Here is a 16655-nt window from a genome sequence, read left to right on the forward strand (position 1 = left end):
TCGCGATCGCCGCGTGTATATTGCGCCGGCGTTCGCGGGTCCATTCCCACGCGCGCAGACCCAAGGGAAGCCGTCATCGCAGCCACCATCGAAGCCGCGAGACAGACCAATAATTCAGGACGCCCCGCCCATGACCCCCTTGCGCATGCTGCCGCTGCTGAGTGCCCTTCTTCTGCCGGGCCTCGCGCTGGCGCAGTCCTTCGAGCCGAAGAACATCTGGATCAACCCCGGCTTCTATTCGGCCCACTTCGACAGCGGCAAGGGCCTGGAAAACGCCAACCCCGGCCTGGGCTTCGAGTACCCGCTGAACGACACCTACCGCGTCACGGCCGGCACCTTCCACAACAGCAACCGGCGCCAGTCGCACTACGTCGGCCTGTACATCCTGCCCTTCGAGTTCTACGGCGTGAAGTTCGGCGCGGTGGTGGGCGGCTTCGACGGCTACCCCGACTACCGCAACGGCAACTGGTTTCCCGCGATCATTCCGACCGCCGCCATCGAGGGCAAGAACTGGGGCCTGAACATCGCCTACGTGCCGACGATCAGGAACCGCCTCTACGGCGCGATCAGCTTCCAGCTGAAGTACCGCTTCGGCACGCACGAATAGCGGCGACGGCAACAAAAAAAGCCAAGGCCGCGTGAGCGACCTTGGCCTTGTGTGCGAGGCCCCGCGGGGCCGCAAGCTCAGTGCCGGAAGTGGCGCACGCCCGACAGCACCATCACCACGCCGCGCTCGTCGGCCGCGTCGATCACTTCCTGGTCGCGCATCGAGCCGCCCGGCTGGATGACGCAGCCTGCGCCCGCATCCACCACCACGTCGAGGCCGTCCCGGAACGGGAAGAAGGCGTCGCTGGCCACCGCCGTGTCCTTGAGCGACAGGCCCGCGTGCTCGGCCTTGATGCTGGCGATGCGCGCGGAGTCGAGGCGGCTCATCTGGCCGGCGCCCACGCCCATCGTCATGCCGTCGGCGCAGAACACGATCGCGTTGCTCTTGACGTACTTCGCGACCTTCCAGGCGAACAGCAGGTCTTGCAGCTGCTGCGGCGTGGGCTGCTTCTTGCTGACCACCTTGAGATCGGCCAGTGCCAGCTCGTGGTTGTCGGCGGTCTGGATCAGCAGGCCCGAGCCGACGCGCTTGACGTCCATCGCGTTGCGGCCGTTGTCCCAGTCGGTGGTGCCACCCTGGGGCAGTGCGATCTCGAGCACGCGCACGTTGAGCTTGGCCTTGGTCGCCTGGAACACTTCCAGCGCCTCGGGCGTGTAGCCCGGCGCCATCAGCACTTCGACGAACTGCTTGTTGACGGCTTGCGCGGTTGCGAGGTCCACCGGGCGGTTGAAGGCGATGATGCCGCCGAAGGCCGAGGTCGGGTCGGTCTTGAAGGCCTTGCTGTAGGCCTCGAGCGCGTCGGCGCCCACGGCCACGCCGCAGGGGTTGGCGTGCTTCACGATCACGCAGGCGGGCTCGTCGAAGCTCTTCACGCATTCCCACGCCGCATCGGCGTCGGCGATGTTGTTGTAGCTGAGCTCCTTGCCCTGCAGCTGCCTGGCCGACACGAGCGAACCGGGCGCCGGGTACAGGTCGCGATAGAACGCGGCCTGCTGGTGCGGGTTCTCGCCGTAGCGCAGGTCTTGCACCTTCACGAAGCGGCCGTTGCTCTGCGCCGGGAACAGCGAGCGCGTGGGTGCGGGCTGGCCGATGCTGGCGTCGAAGTCGATGGCCGAGAGGTAGTCGCTGATCGCGCCGTCGTAGTCGGCGATGCGGTTGAACGCGGCCACCGAGAACGCGAACTTGGTCTTGTCGCTGAGCTTGCCGTCGGCCTTGAGTTCGGCCAGCGCCACGGCGTACTGCGAAGCGTCGGTGAGCACGCCGACGTCCTTCCAGTTCTTGGCCGCGCTGCGCACCATCGCCGGGCCGCCGATGTCGATGTTCTCGATCGCGTCTTCGAGCGTGCAGCCGGGCTTGGCCACGGTGGCTTCAAACGGGTACAGGTTGACCACCAGCAGGTCGATGGTGTCGATGCCGTGTTCTTTGATGGCTGCCACGTGCGCGGGCAGGTCGCGGCGTGCCAGCAGGCCGCCGTGGATCTTCGGGTGCAGCGTCTTCACGCGGCCGTCGAGCATTTCGGGAAAGCCGGTGTGGTCGGCGACCTCGGTCACCGGCAGGCCGGCGTCGGCCAGCAGCTTGGCGGTGCCGCCGGTGGACAGCAGCTTGACGCCCAAGCCATGCAGGGCTTGCGCGAATTCGAGGATGCCGGTCTTGTCGGAAACGGAAAGGAGTGCGGTCTGAGCCATGGATGTGCCGTCGGGTTATTTCAAAAGTTTGTGCTCGACCAATTTCTTGCGGAGCGTGTTGCGGTTCAGGCCCAGCCATTGGGCGGCCCGGGACTGGTTGCCTTCGGCGCGCGTCATGACGACGTCGAGCAGGGGTTTCTCGACCACGCGCACGAGCATCTCGTACATGCCGTCGGGTTCGGTGCCCCGCAGATCGCGAAAGTAGCTGTCCAGACTGCTGCGAACGCAGTCCTCGATGTGTTTCTTGCTCATTGCTTGCTTCTTCTCTTTTTCTCTTCTTCTCTCAATCGACGGCGCAGGCCGTCTCCTCTTCCCCCGACGGCTCCTCGTCTGCCGTCGGAGCGGGCATGCGGTCCATGCGGTCCGCAAGCCCCTGGAAATAGTCGTCCACCGCGCGCAGCTGTCCGGCGCAGTCTTCGATGGCGTTCATCCGTGCGCGGAACGCCTCGCCGTCGGGCAGCGACCGCACATACCAGCCGATGTGCTTGCGCGCGGTGCGCACGCCGCTGAACTCGCCGTACAGCGCGTAGTGCTCCACCAGGTGGTCGAGCAGCAGCCGGCGCACCTCGGCCACCAGCGGCGGCGCAAGGTGCGTGCCGGTGTCCAGGAAATGCGTGATCTCCCGGAAGATCCACGGACGGCCCTGCGCGGCGCGGCCGATCATCACGGCATCGGCGCCCGTGGCCGCGAGCACGTCGCGCGCCTTCTCGGGCGAGCGGATGTCGCCGTTGGCCACCACCGGCACGCGCACTGCGGCCTTCACGGCGGCGATGGTGTCGTACTCGGCGTGGCCCTTGTAGCCCTGCTCGCGCGTGCGTCCGTGCACGGTGAGCATCTGCACGCCGGCCGATTCGAAGTCGCGTGCGAGCTTCACCGCGTTGCGGTTGTCTTCGCTCCAGCCGGTGCGCATCTTGAGCGTGACCGGCACGTTGAAGGGTTGCGCCGCATCGACCACGGCCTGCACGATCTCAAGCGCCAGCGGCTCGTCGCGCATCAGCGCCGAGCCGGCCCACTTGTTGCAGACCTTCTTGGCCGGGCAGCCCATGTTGATGTCGATGATCTGCGCGCCGCGCTCGATGTTGTAGACCGCGGCCTCGGCCATCATGGCCGCGTCGGTGCCGGCAATCTGCACCGCAATGGGGCCCGGCTCGCCGTCGTGGTTGGCGCGCCGCGAGGTCTTCAGCGTGCCCCAGAGTTCCTTGCGCGAGGTGACCATCTCGCTGACCGCATAGCCCGCACCGAGTTCGCGGCACAGCATGCGAAAGGGCCGGTCCGTCACGCCGGCCATGGGCGCGACGAACAACCGGTTTTCCAGCGTGTGGGTGCCGATCTGCAGGGTCATGGGAAGGGGTGCTGTGCGGGTCGGCTGCTGAAAAATGAGGCACGATTGTAGCCACGTGGCATTTCAGCGACTGAAACGATTTACGCCTTTTTGCGCCTGAGACACAGGCGTAAACACCAGTATTTCGCGGGGCCTTCTCCCACGCGGCGGCGACGTGAGCGCTGCCTATACTTCGCCGACCTTATGCAAGCCTGGCTCGACGCACTCCTGGCGCTCCTCGCGCTCCCCCAGTACGGACTTTCGACGCTGTTCATCGCGGCCTTCGTCTCGGCCACGTTGCTGCCGGTGGGCTCCGAACCGATCTTGTTCGGCCTGCTGAAACTCAACCCCGAGATGTTCTGGCAGGCCATCGCCGTGGCCACCGTGGGCAACACGCTGGGCGGTGCGGTCGACTGGTGGATGGGCTACGGCGCGCACAAGGTCGCCGACAAATATTCGCACTCGAAACACCACCTGCGCGTGCTCGGCTGGCTCGAGCGGCTGGGCCCGAAGGCCTGCCTGCTGAGCTGGCTGCCGATCGTGGGCGATCCGCTGTGCGCGGTCGCCGGTTGGCTCAAGCTGCCGTTCTGGCCCTGTGTGGGCTACATGGCGATCGGCAAGTTCCTGCGCTACGTGACGATGACCTACGCGCTTCTTTACGCCTTCCCGTCATAAGGACTTGGCTCGCCCCCAGGCTGCGCGCACTTCGTGTCGCTTCGCCAACCCCCTACCGGGGGCAGGCCGGCCGCTTCGGGCGGCCGTGCGCGGCGGCCTCGCGCAGATGCAAGAAACTCAGCTCAGCAGTTCGTAGGGGCCGCCGCGCTGCAGCGCGCGCTGGTAGGCCGGGCGCGCATGGATGCGCTCCAGGTAGGCCATGAGCTTGGGCCGCTTCGCATCGAGGCCGCCGCGCGCCTGCGAGGCTTCGACCACGAAACTCATCTGGATATCGGCGCCCGTGAACTCATGGCCCGCGAACCACTCGCTCCGGCCGAGTTCGGCCTCCATGAAATTCAGATGGCCCGTGATGTTCGGATGAATGAAGGCCGACTTCGCCTTGCTTGCGATGGCCTTGGCGATCGGCTTCGCGAAGAAGGGCATCTTGCTCGTCTCGATCCGGTCGAACACCAGCTTGAGCAGCAGCGGCGACATCGCCGTGCCTTCGGCGAAGTGCAGCCAGTAGCGGTAGCGCAGCGCCTCGGGCGAACCCGCCGCGGGCGCGAGCCGGCCCTGGCCGTAGCGCTCGATGAGCGACTCGATGATCGCGCCCGATTCCGCCAGCGTCGCGCCGTCGTCGGTCGTCACCACGGGCGACTTGCCCAGCGGATGCACGGCCTTCAGCGAAGCGGGCGCCAACATGGTCTTGGGGTCGCGCTGGTAGTGGACGATCTCGTAGGGCAGCTCGAGTTCTTCGAGCAGCCAGAGCACGCGCTGCGAGCGCGAGTTGTTCAGGTGATGGACAGTGAGCATGGCGAATGGAAGCCTTCCGGCAGAGGATGCAGCGGGCGCGCAGTCTAACCACAACGCATGCAGCTTTCAGGCGCCCGCTGCGACAGCGTCACCGCCTACGGCAAACCGTGGGCCTGCTTCCTACACTGGCCGGAATGCCCCACCTCTTCACGCGGCGCTGCCGCACCTCGCAGCTCATCACCGGACTCTGGCTCGGCCTCGCGGGCTGTCATGCCTGGGCCCTCACGCCCGAGGAGGTGTTCCGCAAGGTCTCGCCCGCGGTCTGGACGGTGAAGGGTGAGCGCGGCAACAACCAGACCGCCATCGGCAGCGCAGTGGCCGTGACCTCCGGCGCACTGGCCACCGCCTGCCATGTGGTCGACGGCGCCGTCTCCGTCACCGTGACGCAGGGCCCGACCACGCTGCGCATCGCCCGCATCGTGCGTGACCCCGATCCGTCGCGCGACCTGTGCGTGCTCACGAGCGAGACGCCGCTGCAATTGCTCGCCGTGCAGATCGTGCCCGCCGGCGAGTTGCGCGTCGGCCAGCGCGTGTTCGCCGTCGGCAGCCCGCACGGCCTCGAACGCACGCTGAGCGAAGGCCTGATCTCCGCGTTGCGTCCACGTGCGCCCAGGCAACTGCCGATCGTGCAGACGTCGGCGCCGGTGTCTTCAGGCTCCAGCGGTGGCGGGTTGTTCGACACCGAGGGCCGGCTCGTCGGCGTGACCGACAGCGTGGCGCCCGGCGGTGCGAACCTCGGCTTTGCCTATCCGGCGCAATGGGTGATGGAGCTGCCGCAACGCGTGACCACGGAACTGGCGACATGGCGCGATCTGCTGAAAAGCACCGGCGTGGTGTTCGGCCCCAACGGGGAACCCGCGCCTTCGGGCCATGCCGACCTGGCGGACCTGCAAGCCCTGCCCTCCATCGGCGCCGACCCGACGCCGGTGCGCAATGCGTACCGCCAGTTCCTGCTGCAGGCGCGGCCCCGCATCTTCCTGATCACGAGCGATCAGAAATTCGGCACCGCCACCAACTCGGCCGCGCTGACCGCGCATCTGAAAGGCTGCACCGAACGCAAGGTGACGTGCGCCGCCTATGCGGTGGATGACACCGTGGTGTGGGGCAAGCAGAAGACGGAGTGATCGAAGAGGCTCGCCGTCAGGCGGCCCGTTCGTGAAACACCGAGGAACCGGCTTTGCCGGGCCTCAGGTGTTGCCCCCGGTAGGGGGTTGGCGCAGCGGACACGCAGTGCCGCGCAGCCTGGGGGCGAGCGAAATCAGGAGCTGAACAGGAAGTTCATCACGTCGCCATCCTTCACGACGTATTCCTTGCCTTCCGAACGCATCTTCCCCGCATCCTTCGCGCCCTGCTCGCCCTTGAAGGCGATGTAGTCGTCGAAGGCGATGGTCTGGGCGCGGATGTAGCCCTTCTCGAAGTCGCCGTGGATCACGCCAGCAGCTTGCGGGCCGGTGTCGCCGATGTGGATGGTCCAGGCGCGCACTTCCTTCACGCCGGCGGTGAAGTACGTCTGCAGGCCGAGCAGCTTGTAGGCCGCACGGATCAGGCGGTTCAGGCCCGGCTCTTCCTGGCCGATTTCGGCGAGGAACATCTTCTTGTCTTCGTCGTCCATCTCGGACAGGTCGGCTTCGATCTTGGCGCAGATGGCAACCACGGGGGCGCCCTGCTTGGCGGCGTATTCGCGCAGGCGGTCGAGGTAGGGGTTGTTCTCGAAACCGTCTTCAGCCACGTTGCCCACGAACATCGCGGGCTTGGCGGTGATGAGCGTGAAGCTCTTCACCAGCGGCACTTCTTCCTTCGTGAACTCGAGCGCGCGCACCGGCGTGTTCTCGTTCAGGGCGGCCTGGCAGCGTTCGAGCAGGCCGACGAGTTTCTGCGCGTCCTTGTCGCCCGAACGGGCGACCTTGGTGTGGCGGTGCAGCGCCTTCTCGACCGTGGCCAGGTCGGCCAGGCAGAGTTCGGTCTGGATCACTTCGATGTCGGAGATCGGGTCGACCTTGCCGGCCACGTGGATCACGTTCTCGTCGTCGAAGCAGCGCACCACGTTGACGGTGGCGTCGGTCTCGCGGATGTGCGCCAGGAACTTGTTGCCCAGGCCTTCACCGGTGCTGGCACCGGCCACCAGGCCGGCGATGTCGACGAACTCGACGATGGCGGGTACCACGCGCTCGGGCTTGACGATCTCGCTCAATTGGTCGAGCCGCGGATCGGGCACTTCCACCACGCCCACGTTGGGCTCGATGGTGCAGAACGGATAGTTTTCCGCTGCGATGCCGGCCTTGGTCAACGCATTGAAAAGGGTGGATTTACCGACGTTGGGCAGGCCGACGATGCCGCATTGCAAACTCATGGGAGGTCCTCTTGGGTAACCCCCGATTTTAGGCTGACCGGGTTCAGCCCCGGGTTAGGCCCACTTCCGGCCACTGCCACGCTCCTTTTTCAAGGCGGCAAACCCCGCACAAAAGCCCTCCGGCAGCGACTTTTCAGCCCGAAAAGCTCAGGGTTAGACCCGACTCGCAAACGTTTGCGCAAACGTTTCCCTCGATTAATATCGGGGCCCCCGGCCCAGACCGGCGTTCCGCTCTGACCCCTCATTTCAGGAGACATCCACCATGAAGTTCACCCGCCGTACCCTGCAAAGCGCTGCCGCATTGACCTTGCTGGGCGCCATCGCCGGAACGCCCGCCTTCGCGCAGGACAAGCCGAAGGTCGCGCTCGTGATGAAGTCGCTGGCCAACGAGTTCTTCCGCACCATGGAAGACGGCGCCAAGGCGCACCAGAAGGCCAACGCCGCGCAGTACACGCTGGTGGCCAACGGCATCAAGGACGAGACCGACACCGCCGCGCAGATCAAGATGGTCGAGCAGATGGTGGCGCAGAAGATCAACGCGCTGGTCATCGCGCCCGCCGATTCGAAGGCGCTGGTGCCGGTGATCAAGGCGGCCATCGACAAGGGCATCCTGGTCGTGAACATCGACAACCAGCTCGACGGCGCTGCCCTGAAAGAAAAGGGCATCCAGGTGCCCTTCGTCGGCCCCGACAACCGCGCCGGCGCCAAGCTGGTGGGCGACGCGCTTGCCAAGGAGCTGAAGTCGGGCGACAAGGTCGGCATCATCGAAGGCGTGTCGACCACCTTCAATGCGCAGCAGCGCACGCTGGGCTACCAGGACGCCATGAAGGCCGGCGGCATGACCGTGGTCGGCGTGCAGTCGGGCCAGTGGGAAATCGACAAGGGCAACACCGTGGCCGCCGGCATGATGCGCGAGCACCCCGACCTGAAGGCCCTGCTGGCCGGCAACGACAGCATGGCGCTGGGCGCCGTGGCCGCCGTCAAGGCCGCGGGCAAGACCGGCAAGGTGCTGGTGGTGGGCTACGACAACATCGGCGCCATCAAGCCGATGCTTAAAGATGGCCGCGTGCTCGCCACCGCCGACCAGTTCGCCGCCAAGCAGGCCGTGTTCGGCATCGAGACCGCGCTGAAGGCCATCGCCGACAAGAAGAAGCAATCGGAAATGCCGGCTGAAGTGAAGACCGACGTGGTGCTCGTCACCAAGTCCTCGAAGTAAGCCATTCCGCTCCGCTAAAAAGAAGAAGACCTCGTTGTGATTGCCGCACCCGACGCCGCCATGAATCCCCCCTTACCCACCGCCGTGCTCTCCCTGAGCACGGTCGGCAAGGACTACGCGGCGCCGGTGCTCGACGACGTCTCGCTCGAGCTGCGCGCGGGCGAGGTGCTCGCACTCACGGGCGAGAACGGCGCGGGCAAGAGCACGCTGTCGAAGATCGTCTGCGGGCTGGTGCAGCCCACGCGCGGCGGCATGTTGCTGAACGGGCAGCCCTTCGCGCCGGCTTCGCGCCGCGACGCCGAGCGCCTGGGCGTGCGCATGGTCATGCAGGAACTCGGCCTCGTCACCACGCTGTCGGTGGCCGAGAACCTGCTGCTCGACCGCCTGCCGCACAAGAGCGGCTGGATCCGCCGCGCCACGCTGCACGAGCTGGCCGAGCGCCAGCTCGCCAAGATCGGCCTGGACGGCATCGACCCGGCCACGCCGGTGGCGCGGCTGGGCATCGGCCAGCAGCAGATGGTGGAAATTGCGCGCAACCTGCAGGACGACACGCGCGTGCTGGTGCTCGACGAGCCCACCGCCATGCTCACGCCGCGCGAAACGGCGCACCTGTTTGAACAGATCGAACTGCTGAAGCTGCGCGGCGTGGCGATCGTCTACGTGTCGCACCGCCTCGAAGAATTGCAGCGCATCGCCGACCGCGTGGCGGTGCTGCGCGACGGCAAGCTGGTTGACGTGCGCGCCATGGCCGGCGTGCGCGAATCCGAACTGGTGCAGCGCATGGTCGGCCGCGCGGTGCACGAGCACGAGGGCCGCGCGCGCCGCGTGGCGGGCCCCGTGCTGCTGAGCGCGCGCGGCATCGGCCGGGCGCAGGTGGTGCGCGATGTCGACCTCGAACTGCGCGCCGGCGAAATCATGGGCCTGGCCGGTCTGGTCGGCTCGGGCCGCACCGAGCTCGTGCGGCTGCTGTTCGGCGCCGACCGTGCCGACCGCGGCGAGGTCGTGCTGCACGACGGCACGCCGGCCGCACAGCCCGTGCAGCCCGTGCAGCATGCGCGCAAGGGCTGGCGCTCGCCGATGCAGGCCATTCGCGCGGGCATCGGCCTCGTCACCGAAGACCGCAAGTCGCAGGGCCTGCTGTTGTCGCAGCCGATCCGCGTCAATGCCACGCTGAGCGACCTCGGCGCGATCTCGCATGCCGGCTGGCTGCGCCGCGCCAAGGAGCGCCAGATTGCGCGCCGGCTGGTGGATCTGCTGCGCATCCGCTCGCGCAGCATCGAGCAGCCCGTGTCGACACTCAGCGGCGGCAACCAGCAGAAGGTGGTGTTCGCGCGCTGGCTGCACCGTGAATGCAAGGTGCTGCTGCTGGACGAACCCACGCGCGGCGTGGACGTCGGCGCGCGCGCCGACCTGTACACCGAACTCGACCGCATGACCGACGCCGGCAAAGCACTCCTGATGGTGTCGAGCGACCTGCGCGAGCTGATGGCCATGTGCGACCGCATCGGCGTGATGAGCGCCGGCCGGCTGGTCGCTGTGTTCGCGCGCGGCGAATGGACCGAGCAGTCGCTGCTCGCCGCCGCCTTCAGCGATGCCACGGGCCGCGTGCCCGGCTCTCCGGCGGATTCCACCCCCTCCGCAGCTTCTGCCCCGACTTCCGCCGACGCATGACGACCATGAACGCCGCCTCCCCTTCTTCTTCCGCTGCCACCCGCAAGCCGCCGTCCGCACTCAAGGGCCAGCTCGGCACCTACCTGGGCCTGACGGTCGTGCTGCTGGGCATGATTGCGCTGTTCGGCTCGATGAGCGAATACTTCCTCACGCGCGACACCTTCATCTCGATCGCCAATGAAATCCCGGCGCTGGCCGTGATGGCCGTGGGCATGACCTTCGTGCTGATCATCGCGGGCATCGACCTGTCGGTGGGCTCGGTGCTCGCACTCAGCGCGGCCGTCACGGCCGCTGCCATCCTCGAATGGAAGCTCTCGGTGCCGCTGGCCGCCATGCTCGGCCTGGCCACCGGGCTGGTCTGCGGCACGGTGACGGGCGCGGTGTCGGTCGCGTGGCGGCTGCCGAGTTTCATCGTCTCTCTGGGCATGCTCGAAGCCGTGCGCGGCGGCGCCTACCTGGTCACGGATTCGCGCACGCAGTACGTGGGCGACGCCATCTCGGGCCTGGCCGCGCCATGGATCGGCGGCATCTCGGCCGCCTTCGTGCTCGCGGTGGTGCTGGTGGCCGTGGGGCAGCTGGTGCTCACGCGCTCCGTGTTCGGCCGTCATGTCGTGGGCATCGGCACCAATGAAGAAGCCATGCGCCTGGCGGGCATCGACCCGCGCCCCATCCGCATCATCGTGTTCGCCGTCACCGGCCTGCTGGCCGGGCTCGCGGGCCTGATGCAGTCGGCCCGCCTTGAAGCCGCCGACCCGAACGCCGGCGTCGGCATCGAGCTGCAGGTGATCGCGGCCGTGGTCATCGGCGGCACCAGCCTCATGGGCGGACGCGGCTCGGTGGTCAACACCTTCTTCGGCGTGCTGATCATCGCGGTGCTCGAAGCCGGCCTGGCACAGGTCGGCGCGAGCGAGCCGAGCAAGCGCATCATCACGGGCGCGGTGATCGTGGTGGCCGTCATCATCGACACCCTGCGCCAGCGCCGGGCCGATCGCCGGCTGGCCTGAGCTTCCACAGGAACAAGGACAACCATGGCCACCATCAAGGACGTTGCACTCCAGGCGGGCGTTTCCGTCACCACCGTGTCGCACGTCGTCAACGACACGCGCCACGTGAGCGCCAAGGTGCGCGAGCGCGTCGAGCTGGCGATTCGCGAGCTGGGCTACGTGCCCAACGCGATGGCGCGCAGCCTCAAGAGCAACACCACCTCGACGCTGGGCATGCTCATTCCCAACAGCTCGAACCCCTACTTCGCCGAGATCGTGCGCATCGTGGAAGACCGCTGCTTCGGCGCCGGCTACACGCTGGTGCTGTGCAACACCGACGACGAACCCCGGCGCCAGAGCGTGTACCTGCAAGTGCTGGCCGAGCGCCGTATCGACGGGCTCATCGTGGTGTCGACCGGTGCCGACGAAGACGACTCGCTCGCCACCCAGCTGCGCGGCCTGCGCATTCCCACCGTGCTGGTCGACCGCGAGATCGCCGACCCGGCCTGCGACCTGGTGGAAACCGCTCACATGCAGGGCGGCCTGCTCGCCGTGCGGCACCTGCTGTCGCTGGGCCACAAGCGCATCGCCTGCATCGGCGGGCCGACGGGCGTGACGTCGAGCGAGCAGCGCATCGAAGGCTGGCGCATGGCGCTGGCGGAGACCGGCTCGGCACCGAACGCCGACGCGCTGCTGTGGCGCGGCGGCTTCACCAGCCAGGGCGGCTACGAGGCGATGCACGCCATCCTGCGCACCGAGCAGAAGCCTTCGGCCGTGTTCGTGTGCAACGACCTGATGGCCATCGGCGCGCTGCGTGCCGCGCATGAAAGCGGCGTGCGCGTGCCCGACGAACTCTCCATCGTGGGCTTCGACGACATCGAACTGTCGGCCTACACCAGCCCGCCGCTCACCACCGTGGCGCAGCCCAAGGAGCGCATCGGTGCGCTGGCGGTCGACATGCTGCTGGAGCGCATGGGCGGCAAGCGCCGCGACGCACGCAAGGTCGTGCTGCAACCCGAGCTGCGCGTGCGCGCCTCGACCGCGCGCCACGCGGGCTTTCGCGAAGCGGGCGTGACGCCCGCCTCCTCCTCCACCACCGCCACACCTTCCAAGTCCCGCACCTCGTGAGCCTTCAGCCTCTCTCTTCCTCCACGCCACCGCGCATCGTGGTGCTCGGCAGCCTGAACATGGACATCGTGCTGCGTGTGCCGCACGCGCCGGCCGCGGGCGAAACCCTGCTGGGCCGCTCGATCGACGCCATCCCCGGCGGCAAGGGCGCCAACCAGGCCGTGAGCTGCGCGCGCGAAGGTGCGCAGGTGCACATGATCGGCTGCGTGGGCGACGACGCCCACGGCCAGGCGCTGCGCGATGCACTCGCACGCGACGGCATCGACACCTCCGCGCTGCGCACCGACACCGCCGAGCCCACCGGCACGGCACTGATCCTGGTGGAAGACAGTGGGCAGAACCGCATCGTGATGATCCCCGGCGCCAACGCGCGCGTCGCCCTCGACGACGCCGCGTTGCGCACGCAGCTGCAAGGCGCGGCTTTCCTTGTCGCGCAGTTCGAAACCCCGATGGACCAGGTGGCGCGCGCCATCGCCGCCGCGCACGACGCGGGCTGCGCGGTGATGCTCAACCCCTCGCCGGTGCAAACCATCGCCGAGGCGCTCTGGCCCCGCATCGACACGCTCGTGGTCAACGAAATTGAAGCGCAGACGCTGTCGGGCCAGAACGCCGACAGCCCCGAAGAAGCCGCGCAGGCCGGCCAGGCGCTGCGCGCGCGCGGCATCGCCCGCGTGGTCGTGACGCTGGGCTCGCGCGGCGCGGTGGCAGTCGACGCCGACGGCGCGCGCCACCATCCCGCGCCGAAGGTGCAGGCGGTCGACACCACCGCCGCCGGCGACACTTTTCTGGGTGCGCTCGCCGTGGCACTGGGCGAAGGCCAATCGTTCGACGAAGCCGTGCGCCTGGGCATTCGCGCCGCCGCGCTGTGCATCCAGCAACCCGGCGCCCAACCCTCCATTCCGCTGCGCGATGCCGTGCTGCGCAGCCCCCTGCCCCCCGACTGGACCACGCTGTGAAACGCTCTCCCTTGCTGCACGCCGAACTCTCCCACGTGATCGCCTCCATGGGCCACGGCGACATGCTGGTGATCGGCGACGCCGGCCTGCCCATTCCCGACGGCCCGCGCCGCATCGATCTGGCCGTGGCGCGCGGTGTGCCGGGGATCAGCGACGTGCTGAAAGCCGTGCTGTCGGAAATGCAAGTCGAGAGCGCACTCATCGCACGCGAAGCACTGGAGCCCTTGCCTGCCGGCACGCTGCCCGCGTGGTGCGAAGGCCAGCTGGGCGTGGTGCCGCAGGTCATCTCGCACGAAGAGCTGAAGCGCGTGAGCGCGCGCGCCAAGGCCGTGGTGCGCACGGGCGAATGCACGCCTTACGCGAACATCATCCTGGTCGCCGGCGTGGCGTTCTGATCGCCCTTTACTCGAAGCGGTAGTTCGCGCCCACAGGCTGCCCCACCTTCAGCAGGTGCTCCACGCCCTGCATCACGATGCAGTTCATGCCGAAGGTGATGCCGCCGTCCACGCGCGCGTCGGCGCGGTAGGTGCGCAGCATGTCGCCGACCTCGGGGCTGCTGAGCGCGGTGGCCGGGTCGATGTCGGGAATGGGGCAGCGCGTGCAGGGCTTGACCGGGCGCAGCTCGGCCTCGCCCTCGCCGGTGGTGACGTGCAGCGCGTCGACCCGGTCTTCGTCGTGCGACTCGATGCCGGCCAGCACGATGTTCGGGCGGAAGCGCTCGATGCCGACCGGGCCGTGGCCGGCCGCGGCGAGGCGCTCGTTGAGCTCGGCCAGCGAGCCTTCGCTGGCCACCAGCAGCGGAAAGCCGTCGGCAAACTGGTTCAGTGCCTCGACGCCGTCGGTCCACTTGAGGCTCGACAGGCGCTGGTACTCAGGGTCGAAGCGCACCAGCCGCAGCGTCTGCGGCTTGCCGGGCTCTGACAGAAAGTCGCTGAACCACTGGGCGGCAATGTCGCCCATGTCGTAGGCCGCCACGTCGTCCTTCCACACGCGCACGCGCACCGGCTGCTCGACGCGGTCGAAGGCCAGGTGCAGCGCCAGCATGCCGGGCGCGCGCAACACGACCTCGGTGTGCTTCATCTGCGGCCGGATGAGCGCCATGCGCGGCAGTTGCCGCTGGGTGACGAACTCGCCCTGCGCATCGACCACCATCCAGGCGCGGTCGAACTCCAGGCCGGTTTCGGTGAGCAGCATCTCATTGAGCTCGACGCCCGCGCACGACTTGACGGGGTACACGAACAGGCGGGCGATGGTGGCCTGGAGATCGAAAGCGGACGGCTGCGACACGGTGGGGTTCCTTTGAAATCGCTGGCCATTCTCCCGCATGAACGGGTATCGGCGCCCGTACGCGAGGCAACTCCTACAATCGTTCGATGGCCCTCTCACCCGAAGTTTGTATCCGCGGCGCCGGCATCGTCGGCCGCACGCTGGCGCTGCTGCTGGCACGCGAACGCGTGCGCGTCGCGCTGGTGGTGCCGCCCGCCCCGCCGGCCAAGGAAGACATCCGGGCGTACGCGCTCAACGTGGCGTCCCGCACGCTGCTCGAATCGCTGCGCGGCTGGCCCGACACGGCCCATGCCACGCCGGTGCACGAGATGCAGGTGCACGGCGACGACGGCGGCCGCGTGCAGTTCAGCGCCGCGCGCCAGAAGGTCGAGGCGCTGGCCTGGATCGTCGACGTGCCCGCGCTCGAACAGCAACTGGCCGACGCGGTGCGCTTCCAGCCCCTGATCGACGTGGTGACCGAGCCCGTGGCCGCGCCGCTCACCGTGGTGTGCGAAGGCAAGGCCAGCGCCTCGCGCGCGGCGCTGGGCGTGAGCTACGAGGTCACGCGCTACCCGCAGCACGCCATTGCCGCGCGGCTCGAGGCCGCGCACACGCACGACGGCATCGCGCGCCAGTGGTTCAACGACCGCGGCGAGGTGTTCGCCCTGCTGCCGCTGGGCGGCGTGCACGGCAAGACGCTGGCGCTGGTGTGGTCGGTCGACCAGTTGCGCGTGCCCGAGCTGGTCGCGCAAAGCGTCGAAGAATTCAGCGCCGCCGTGAGCGAAGCCAGCCACGGCGAGCTGGGCTCGCTGCGGCTCACGAGCGAACGCGCCGTGTGGCCGCTGTCGCGCGCCATCGCCGACCGCTGGTCCGGCACGATGCCCGGCCAACCCACCCAATCGTGGGTGCTCGCGGGCGACGCCGCCCACACGGTGCACCCGCTGGCGGGCCAGGGCCTGAACCTCGGCCTGTCCGATGCGGCCGCGCTGGCCGAGGTGATCCGCACCCGCGACTACTGGCGCAGCGTGGGCGACGCCCGCCTGCTGCGCCGCTACGAACGCGCCCGCCGCGCCGACGTGCTGCAAATGAGCCTGGCCACCGACGGATTGCAGCAACTTTTCTCGCACAACCTGGGTCCACTTCCTGCGTTGCGCAACTGGGGCATGCGCGGTTTCGACCGCACGCGCTTCGTGAAGCACTGGATCACCGCACAAGCCATGGGCCTCAAAGCCTGATCGCCTGACGCCGCCCACCAGCCCTCCACCTTTTTCCCGAAACCTTCCCGATGACCTTCGTCCGCCACCTTCTCGTTGCCGCCTGCGCGCTGCTCACGCTCTCCACCGCCGGCGCGGGCGAGGCCGAGATCCGCAAGAACCTGCCGACGCACATCCCGCAGCTCCCGCCCATCGAGGAAGTCACCAAGACGCCCGTACCGGGCCTGTACGAAGTGCGCGTCGGCGGCAGCCAGCTGCTCTACACCGACGAGCAAGGCAACTACCTGCTGCAGGGCAACCTGATCGACGCCAAGACGCGCCGCAACCTCACCGAAGAGCGCGTCGAGAAGCTCACCGCCGTCGCCTTCGACAAGCTGCCGCTGAAAGACGCCATCAAGATCGTGCGCGGCAACGGCAAGCGCAAGGTCGCGGTCTTCGAAGACCCGAACTGCGGCTACTGCAAGCGCTTCGAGAAAGACATGAAGAAGGTCGACAACGTGACCGTCTACATGTTCCTGTACCCCGTGCTCGGCGCCGACTCGACCGCCAAGTCGCGCGACATCTGGTGCAGCAAGGACCCGGGCAAGGCCTGGGCCGACTGGATGGAAAACAGCGTCAAGCCCGCCGCCGCAGCCACCAGCTGCAACGTGACGGCGCTGGAGCGCAACGTGGAGTTCGGCCGCAAGTACAACATCACCGGCACGCCCACGCTGATCTTCACCGACGGCAGCCGCGTCCCGGGCGCCATTCCCGCCGAACAGGTCGAGAAGCAACTCGCCGCCGCCAACTGA

At 67.9% G+C, this 16655-nt stretch carries 17 protein-coding genes; 11 read left to right on the forward strand and 6 right to left on the reverse strand.

Going from position 1 to position 16655, the window contains the following annotated elements:
* Positions 1-130: 130 nt before the first annotated feature.
* Positions 131-607, forward strand: coding sequence for a hypothetical protein (locus CY658_RS11375; RefSeq protein ID WP_101490354.1), 477 nt, complete (start codon positions 131-133; stop codon positions 605-607).
* Between the two features lie 77 nt (positions 608-684).
* Here CY658_RS11375 and purH read toward each other — a convergent pair whose 3' ends face one another.
* The 3 genes from purH to dusB are packed head-to-tail and all read right to left on the reverse strand — an operon-like array spanning position 685 to position 3634.
* Entirely contained in the window at positions 685-2292 is a 1608-nt protein-coding gene (gene purH / locus CY658_RS11380) for a bifunctional phosphoribosylaminoimidazolecarboxamide formyltransferase/IMP cyclohydrolase (protein WP_101490355.1), read from the reverse strand.
* Positions 2293-2307: 15 nt separating this feature from the next.
* The gene (locus CY658_RS11385; RefSeq protein WP_056577757.1) at positions 2308-2544 is read right to left on the reverse strand and encodes a Fis family transcriptional regulator; all 237 of its coding nucleotides are present in this window, start codon (positions 2542-2544) and stop codon (positions 2308-2310) included.
* A 31-nt stretch (positions 2545-2575) separates the two neighbouring features.
* Positions 2576-3634 (reverse strand): tRNA dihydrouridine synthase DusB, encoded by a 1059-nt coding sequence (gene dusB / locus CY658_RS11390; RefSeq protein WP_101490356.1) that lies wholly within the window; start codon positions 3632-3634, stop codon positions 2576-2578.
* Between the two features lie 183 nt (positions 3635-3817).
* Here dusB and CY658_RS11395 point away from each other — a divergent pair, with 183 nt between their 5' ends.
* A complete protein-coding gene (locus CY658_RS11395; RefSeq protein ID WP_101490357.1) occupies positions 3818-4288 on the forward strand; it encodes a YqaA family protein in 471 nt (156 codons plus the stop codon).
* Between the two features lie 117 nt (positions 4289-4405).
* On the opposite strand, the gene CY658_RS11400 is transcribed toward CY658_RS11395, so the two are convergent.
* Entirely contained in the window at positions 4406-5080 is a 675-nt protein-coding gene (locus tag CY658_RS11400) for a glutathione S-transferase (RefSeq protein WP_101490358.1), read from the reverse strand.
* 134 nt (positions 5081-5214) lie between these two features.
* Between CY658_RS11400 and CY658_RS11405 the strand changes: the two genes are divergently transcribed.
* Positions 5215-6204, forward strand: a complete 990-nt coding sequence (locus CY658_RS11405; RefSeq protein ID WP_101490359.1) for a trypsin-like peptidase domain-containing protein — start codon at positions 5215-5217, stop codon at positions 6202-6204.
* 134 nt (positions 6205-6338) lie between these two features.
* Here CY658_RS11405 and ychF read toward each other — a convergent pair whose 3' ends face one another.
* Positions 6339-7430 carry a redox-regulated ATPase YchF gene (ychF, locus tag CY658_RS11410; RefSeq protein ID WP_101490360.1) on the reverse strand — a complete coding sequence of 364 codons (1092 nt, stop codon included), beginning with the start codon at positions 7428-7430 and terminating at the stop codon, positions 6339-6341.
* Between the two features lie 262 nt (positions 7431-7692).
* Here ychF and CY658_RS11415 point away from each other — a divergent pair, with 262 nt between their 5' ends.
* The 6 genes from CY658_RS11415 to rbsD are packed head-to-tail and all read left to right on the forward strand — an operon-like array spanning position 7693 to position 13779.
* Complete coding sequence (locus CY658_RS11415) at positions 7693-8646, forward strand: sugar ABC transporter substrate-binding protein (RefSeq protein WP_101490361.1); 954 nt, start codon at positions 7693-7695, stop codon at positions 8644-8646.
* Positions 8647-8706: 60 nt separating this feature from the next.
* The gene (locus CY658_RS11420; protein ID WP_101491251.1) at positions 8707-10317 is read left to right on the forward strand and encodes a sugar ABC transporter ATP-binding protein; all 1611 of its coding nucleotides are present in this window, start codon (positions 8707-8709) and stop codon (positions 10315-10317) included.
* 5 nt (positions 10318-10322) lie between these two features.
* The gene (locus CY658_RS11425) at positions 10323-11321 is read left to right on the forward strand and encodes an ABC transporter permease (protein ID WP_099792949.1); all 999 of its coding nucleotides are present in this window, start codon (positions 10323-10325) and stop codon (positions 11319-11321) included.
* Between the two features lie 24 nt (positions 11322-11345).
* Positions 11346-12428, forward strand: a complete 1083-nt coding sequence (locus tag CY658_RS11430) for a LacI family DNA-binding transcriptional regulator (protein ID WP_101490362.1) — start codon at positions 11346-11348, stop codon at positions 12426-12428.
* A complete protein-coding gene (gene rbsK / locus CY658_RS11435) occupies positions 12425-13384 on the forward strand; it encodes a ribokinase (protein ID WP_101490363.1) in 960 nt (319 codons plus the stop codon). The genes CY658_RS11430 and rbsK overlap by 4 nt, the downstream gene beginning before the upstream one ends.
* Positions 13381-13779 carry a D-ribose pyranase gene (rbsD, locus tag CY658_RS11440; RefSeq protein WP_070062770.1) on the forward strand — a complete coding sequence of 133 codons (399 nt, stop codon included), beginning with the start codon at positions 13381-13383 and terminating at the stop codon, positions 13777-13779. The genes rbsK and rbsD overlap by 4 nt, the downstream gene beginning before the upstream one ends.
* 7 nt (positions 13780-13786) lie before the next feature.
* Here the strand turns inward: rbsD and CY658_RS11445 are convergent, their stop codons facing one another.
* Positions 13787-14671, reverse strand: a complete 885-nt coding sequence (locus tag CY658_RS11445) for an MOSC domain-containing protein (protein WP_101490364.1) — start codon at positions 14669-14671, stop codon at positions 13787-13789.
* An 86-nt stretch (positions 14672-14757) separates the two neighbouring features.
* Here CY658_RS11445 and CY658_RS11450 point away from each other — a divergent pair, with 86 nt between their 5' ends.
* Together CY658_RS11450 and CY658_RS11455 are read left to right on the forward strand one after the other, a co-directional pair.
* Positions 14758-15885, forward strand: coding sequence for an FAD-dependent monooxygenase (locus tag CY658_RS11450; RefSeq protein WP_101490365.1), 1128 nt, complete (start codon positions 14758-14760; stop codon positions 15883-15885).
* A gap of 50 nt (positions 15886-15935) precedes the next feature.
* On the forward strand, positions 15936-16655 hold the full coding sequence (locus tag CY658_RS11455; RefSeq protein ID WP_101490366.1) for a DsbC family protein: 720 nt from the start codon (positions 15936-15938) through the stop codon (positions 16653-16655).

The sequence above is a fragment of the Variovorax sp. RO1 genome (genome assembly GCF_002849325.1).
Lineage (GTDB): Bacteria > Pseudomonadota > Gammaproteobacteria > Burkholderiales > Burkholderiaceae_C > Variovorax.

Coding starts and splice junctions, on each gene's coding strand:
- CY658_RS11375 (WP_101490354.1), top strand. CDS start 131: ATGACCCCCTTGCGCATGCTGCCGCTGCTGAGTGCCCTTCTTCTGCCG.
- purH (WP_101490355.1), bottom strand. CDS start 2,292: ATGGCTCAGACCGCACTCCTTTCCGTTTCCGACAAGACCGGCATCCTC.
- CY658_RS11385 (WP_056577757.1), bottom strand. CDS start 2,544: ATGAGCAAGAAACACATCGAGGACTGCGTTCGCAGCAGTCTGGACAGC.
- dusB (WP_101490356.1), bottom strand. CDS start 3,634: ATGACCCTGCAGATCGGCACCCACACGCTGGAAAACCGGTTGTTCGTC.
- CY658_RS11395 (WP_101490357.1), top strand. CDS start 3,818: ATGCAAGCCTGGCTCGACGCACTCCTGGCGCTCCTCGCGCTCCCCCAG.
- CY658_RS11400 (WP_101490358.1), bottom strand. CDS start 5,080: ATGCTCACTGTCCATCACCTGAACAACTCGCGCTCGCAGCGCGTGCTC.
- CY658_RS11405 (WP_101490359.1), top strand. CDS start 5,215: ATGCCCCACCTCTTCACGCGGCGCTGCCGCACCTCGCAGCTCATCACC.
- ychF (WP_101490360.1), bottom strand. CDS start 7,430: ATGAGTTTGCAATGCGGCATCGTCGGCCTGCCCAACGTCGGTAAATCC.
- CY658_RS11415 (WP_101490361.1), top strand. CDS start 7,693: ATGAAGTTCACCCGCCGTACCCTGCAAAGCGCTGCCGCATTGACCTTG.
- CY658_RS11420 (WP_101491251.1), top strand. CDS start 8,707: ATGAATCCCCCCTTACCCACCGCCGTGCTCTCCCTGAGCACGGTCGGC.
- CY658_RS11425 (WP_099792949.1), top strand. CDS start 10,323: ATGAACGCCGCCTCCCCTTCTTCTTCCGCTGCCACCCGCAAGCCGCCG.
- CY658_RS11430 (WP_101490362.1), top strand. CDS start 11,346: ATGGCCACCATCAAGGACGTTGCACTCCAGGCGGGCGTTTCCGTCACC.
- CY658_RS11450 (WP_101490365.1), top strand. CDS start 14,758: ATGGCCCTCTCACCCGAAGTTTGTATCCGCGGCGCCGGCATCGTCGGC.
- CY658_RS11455 (WP_101490366.1), top strand. CDS start 15,936: ATGACCTTCGTCCGCCACCTTCTCGTTGCCGCCTGCGCGCTGCTCACG.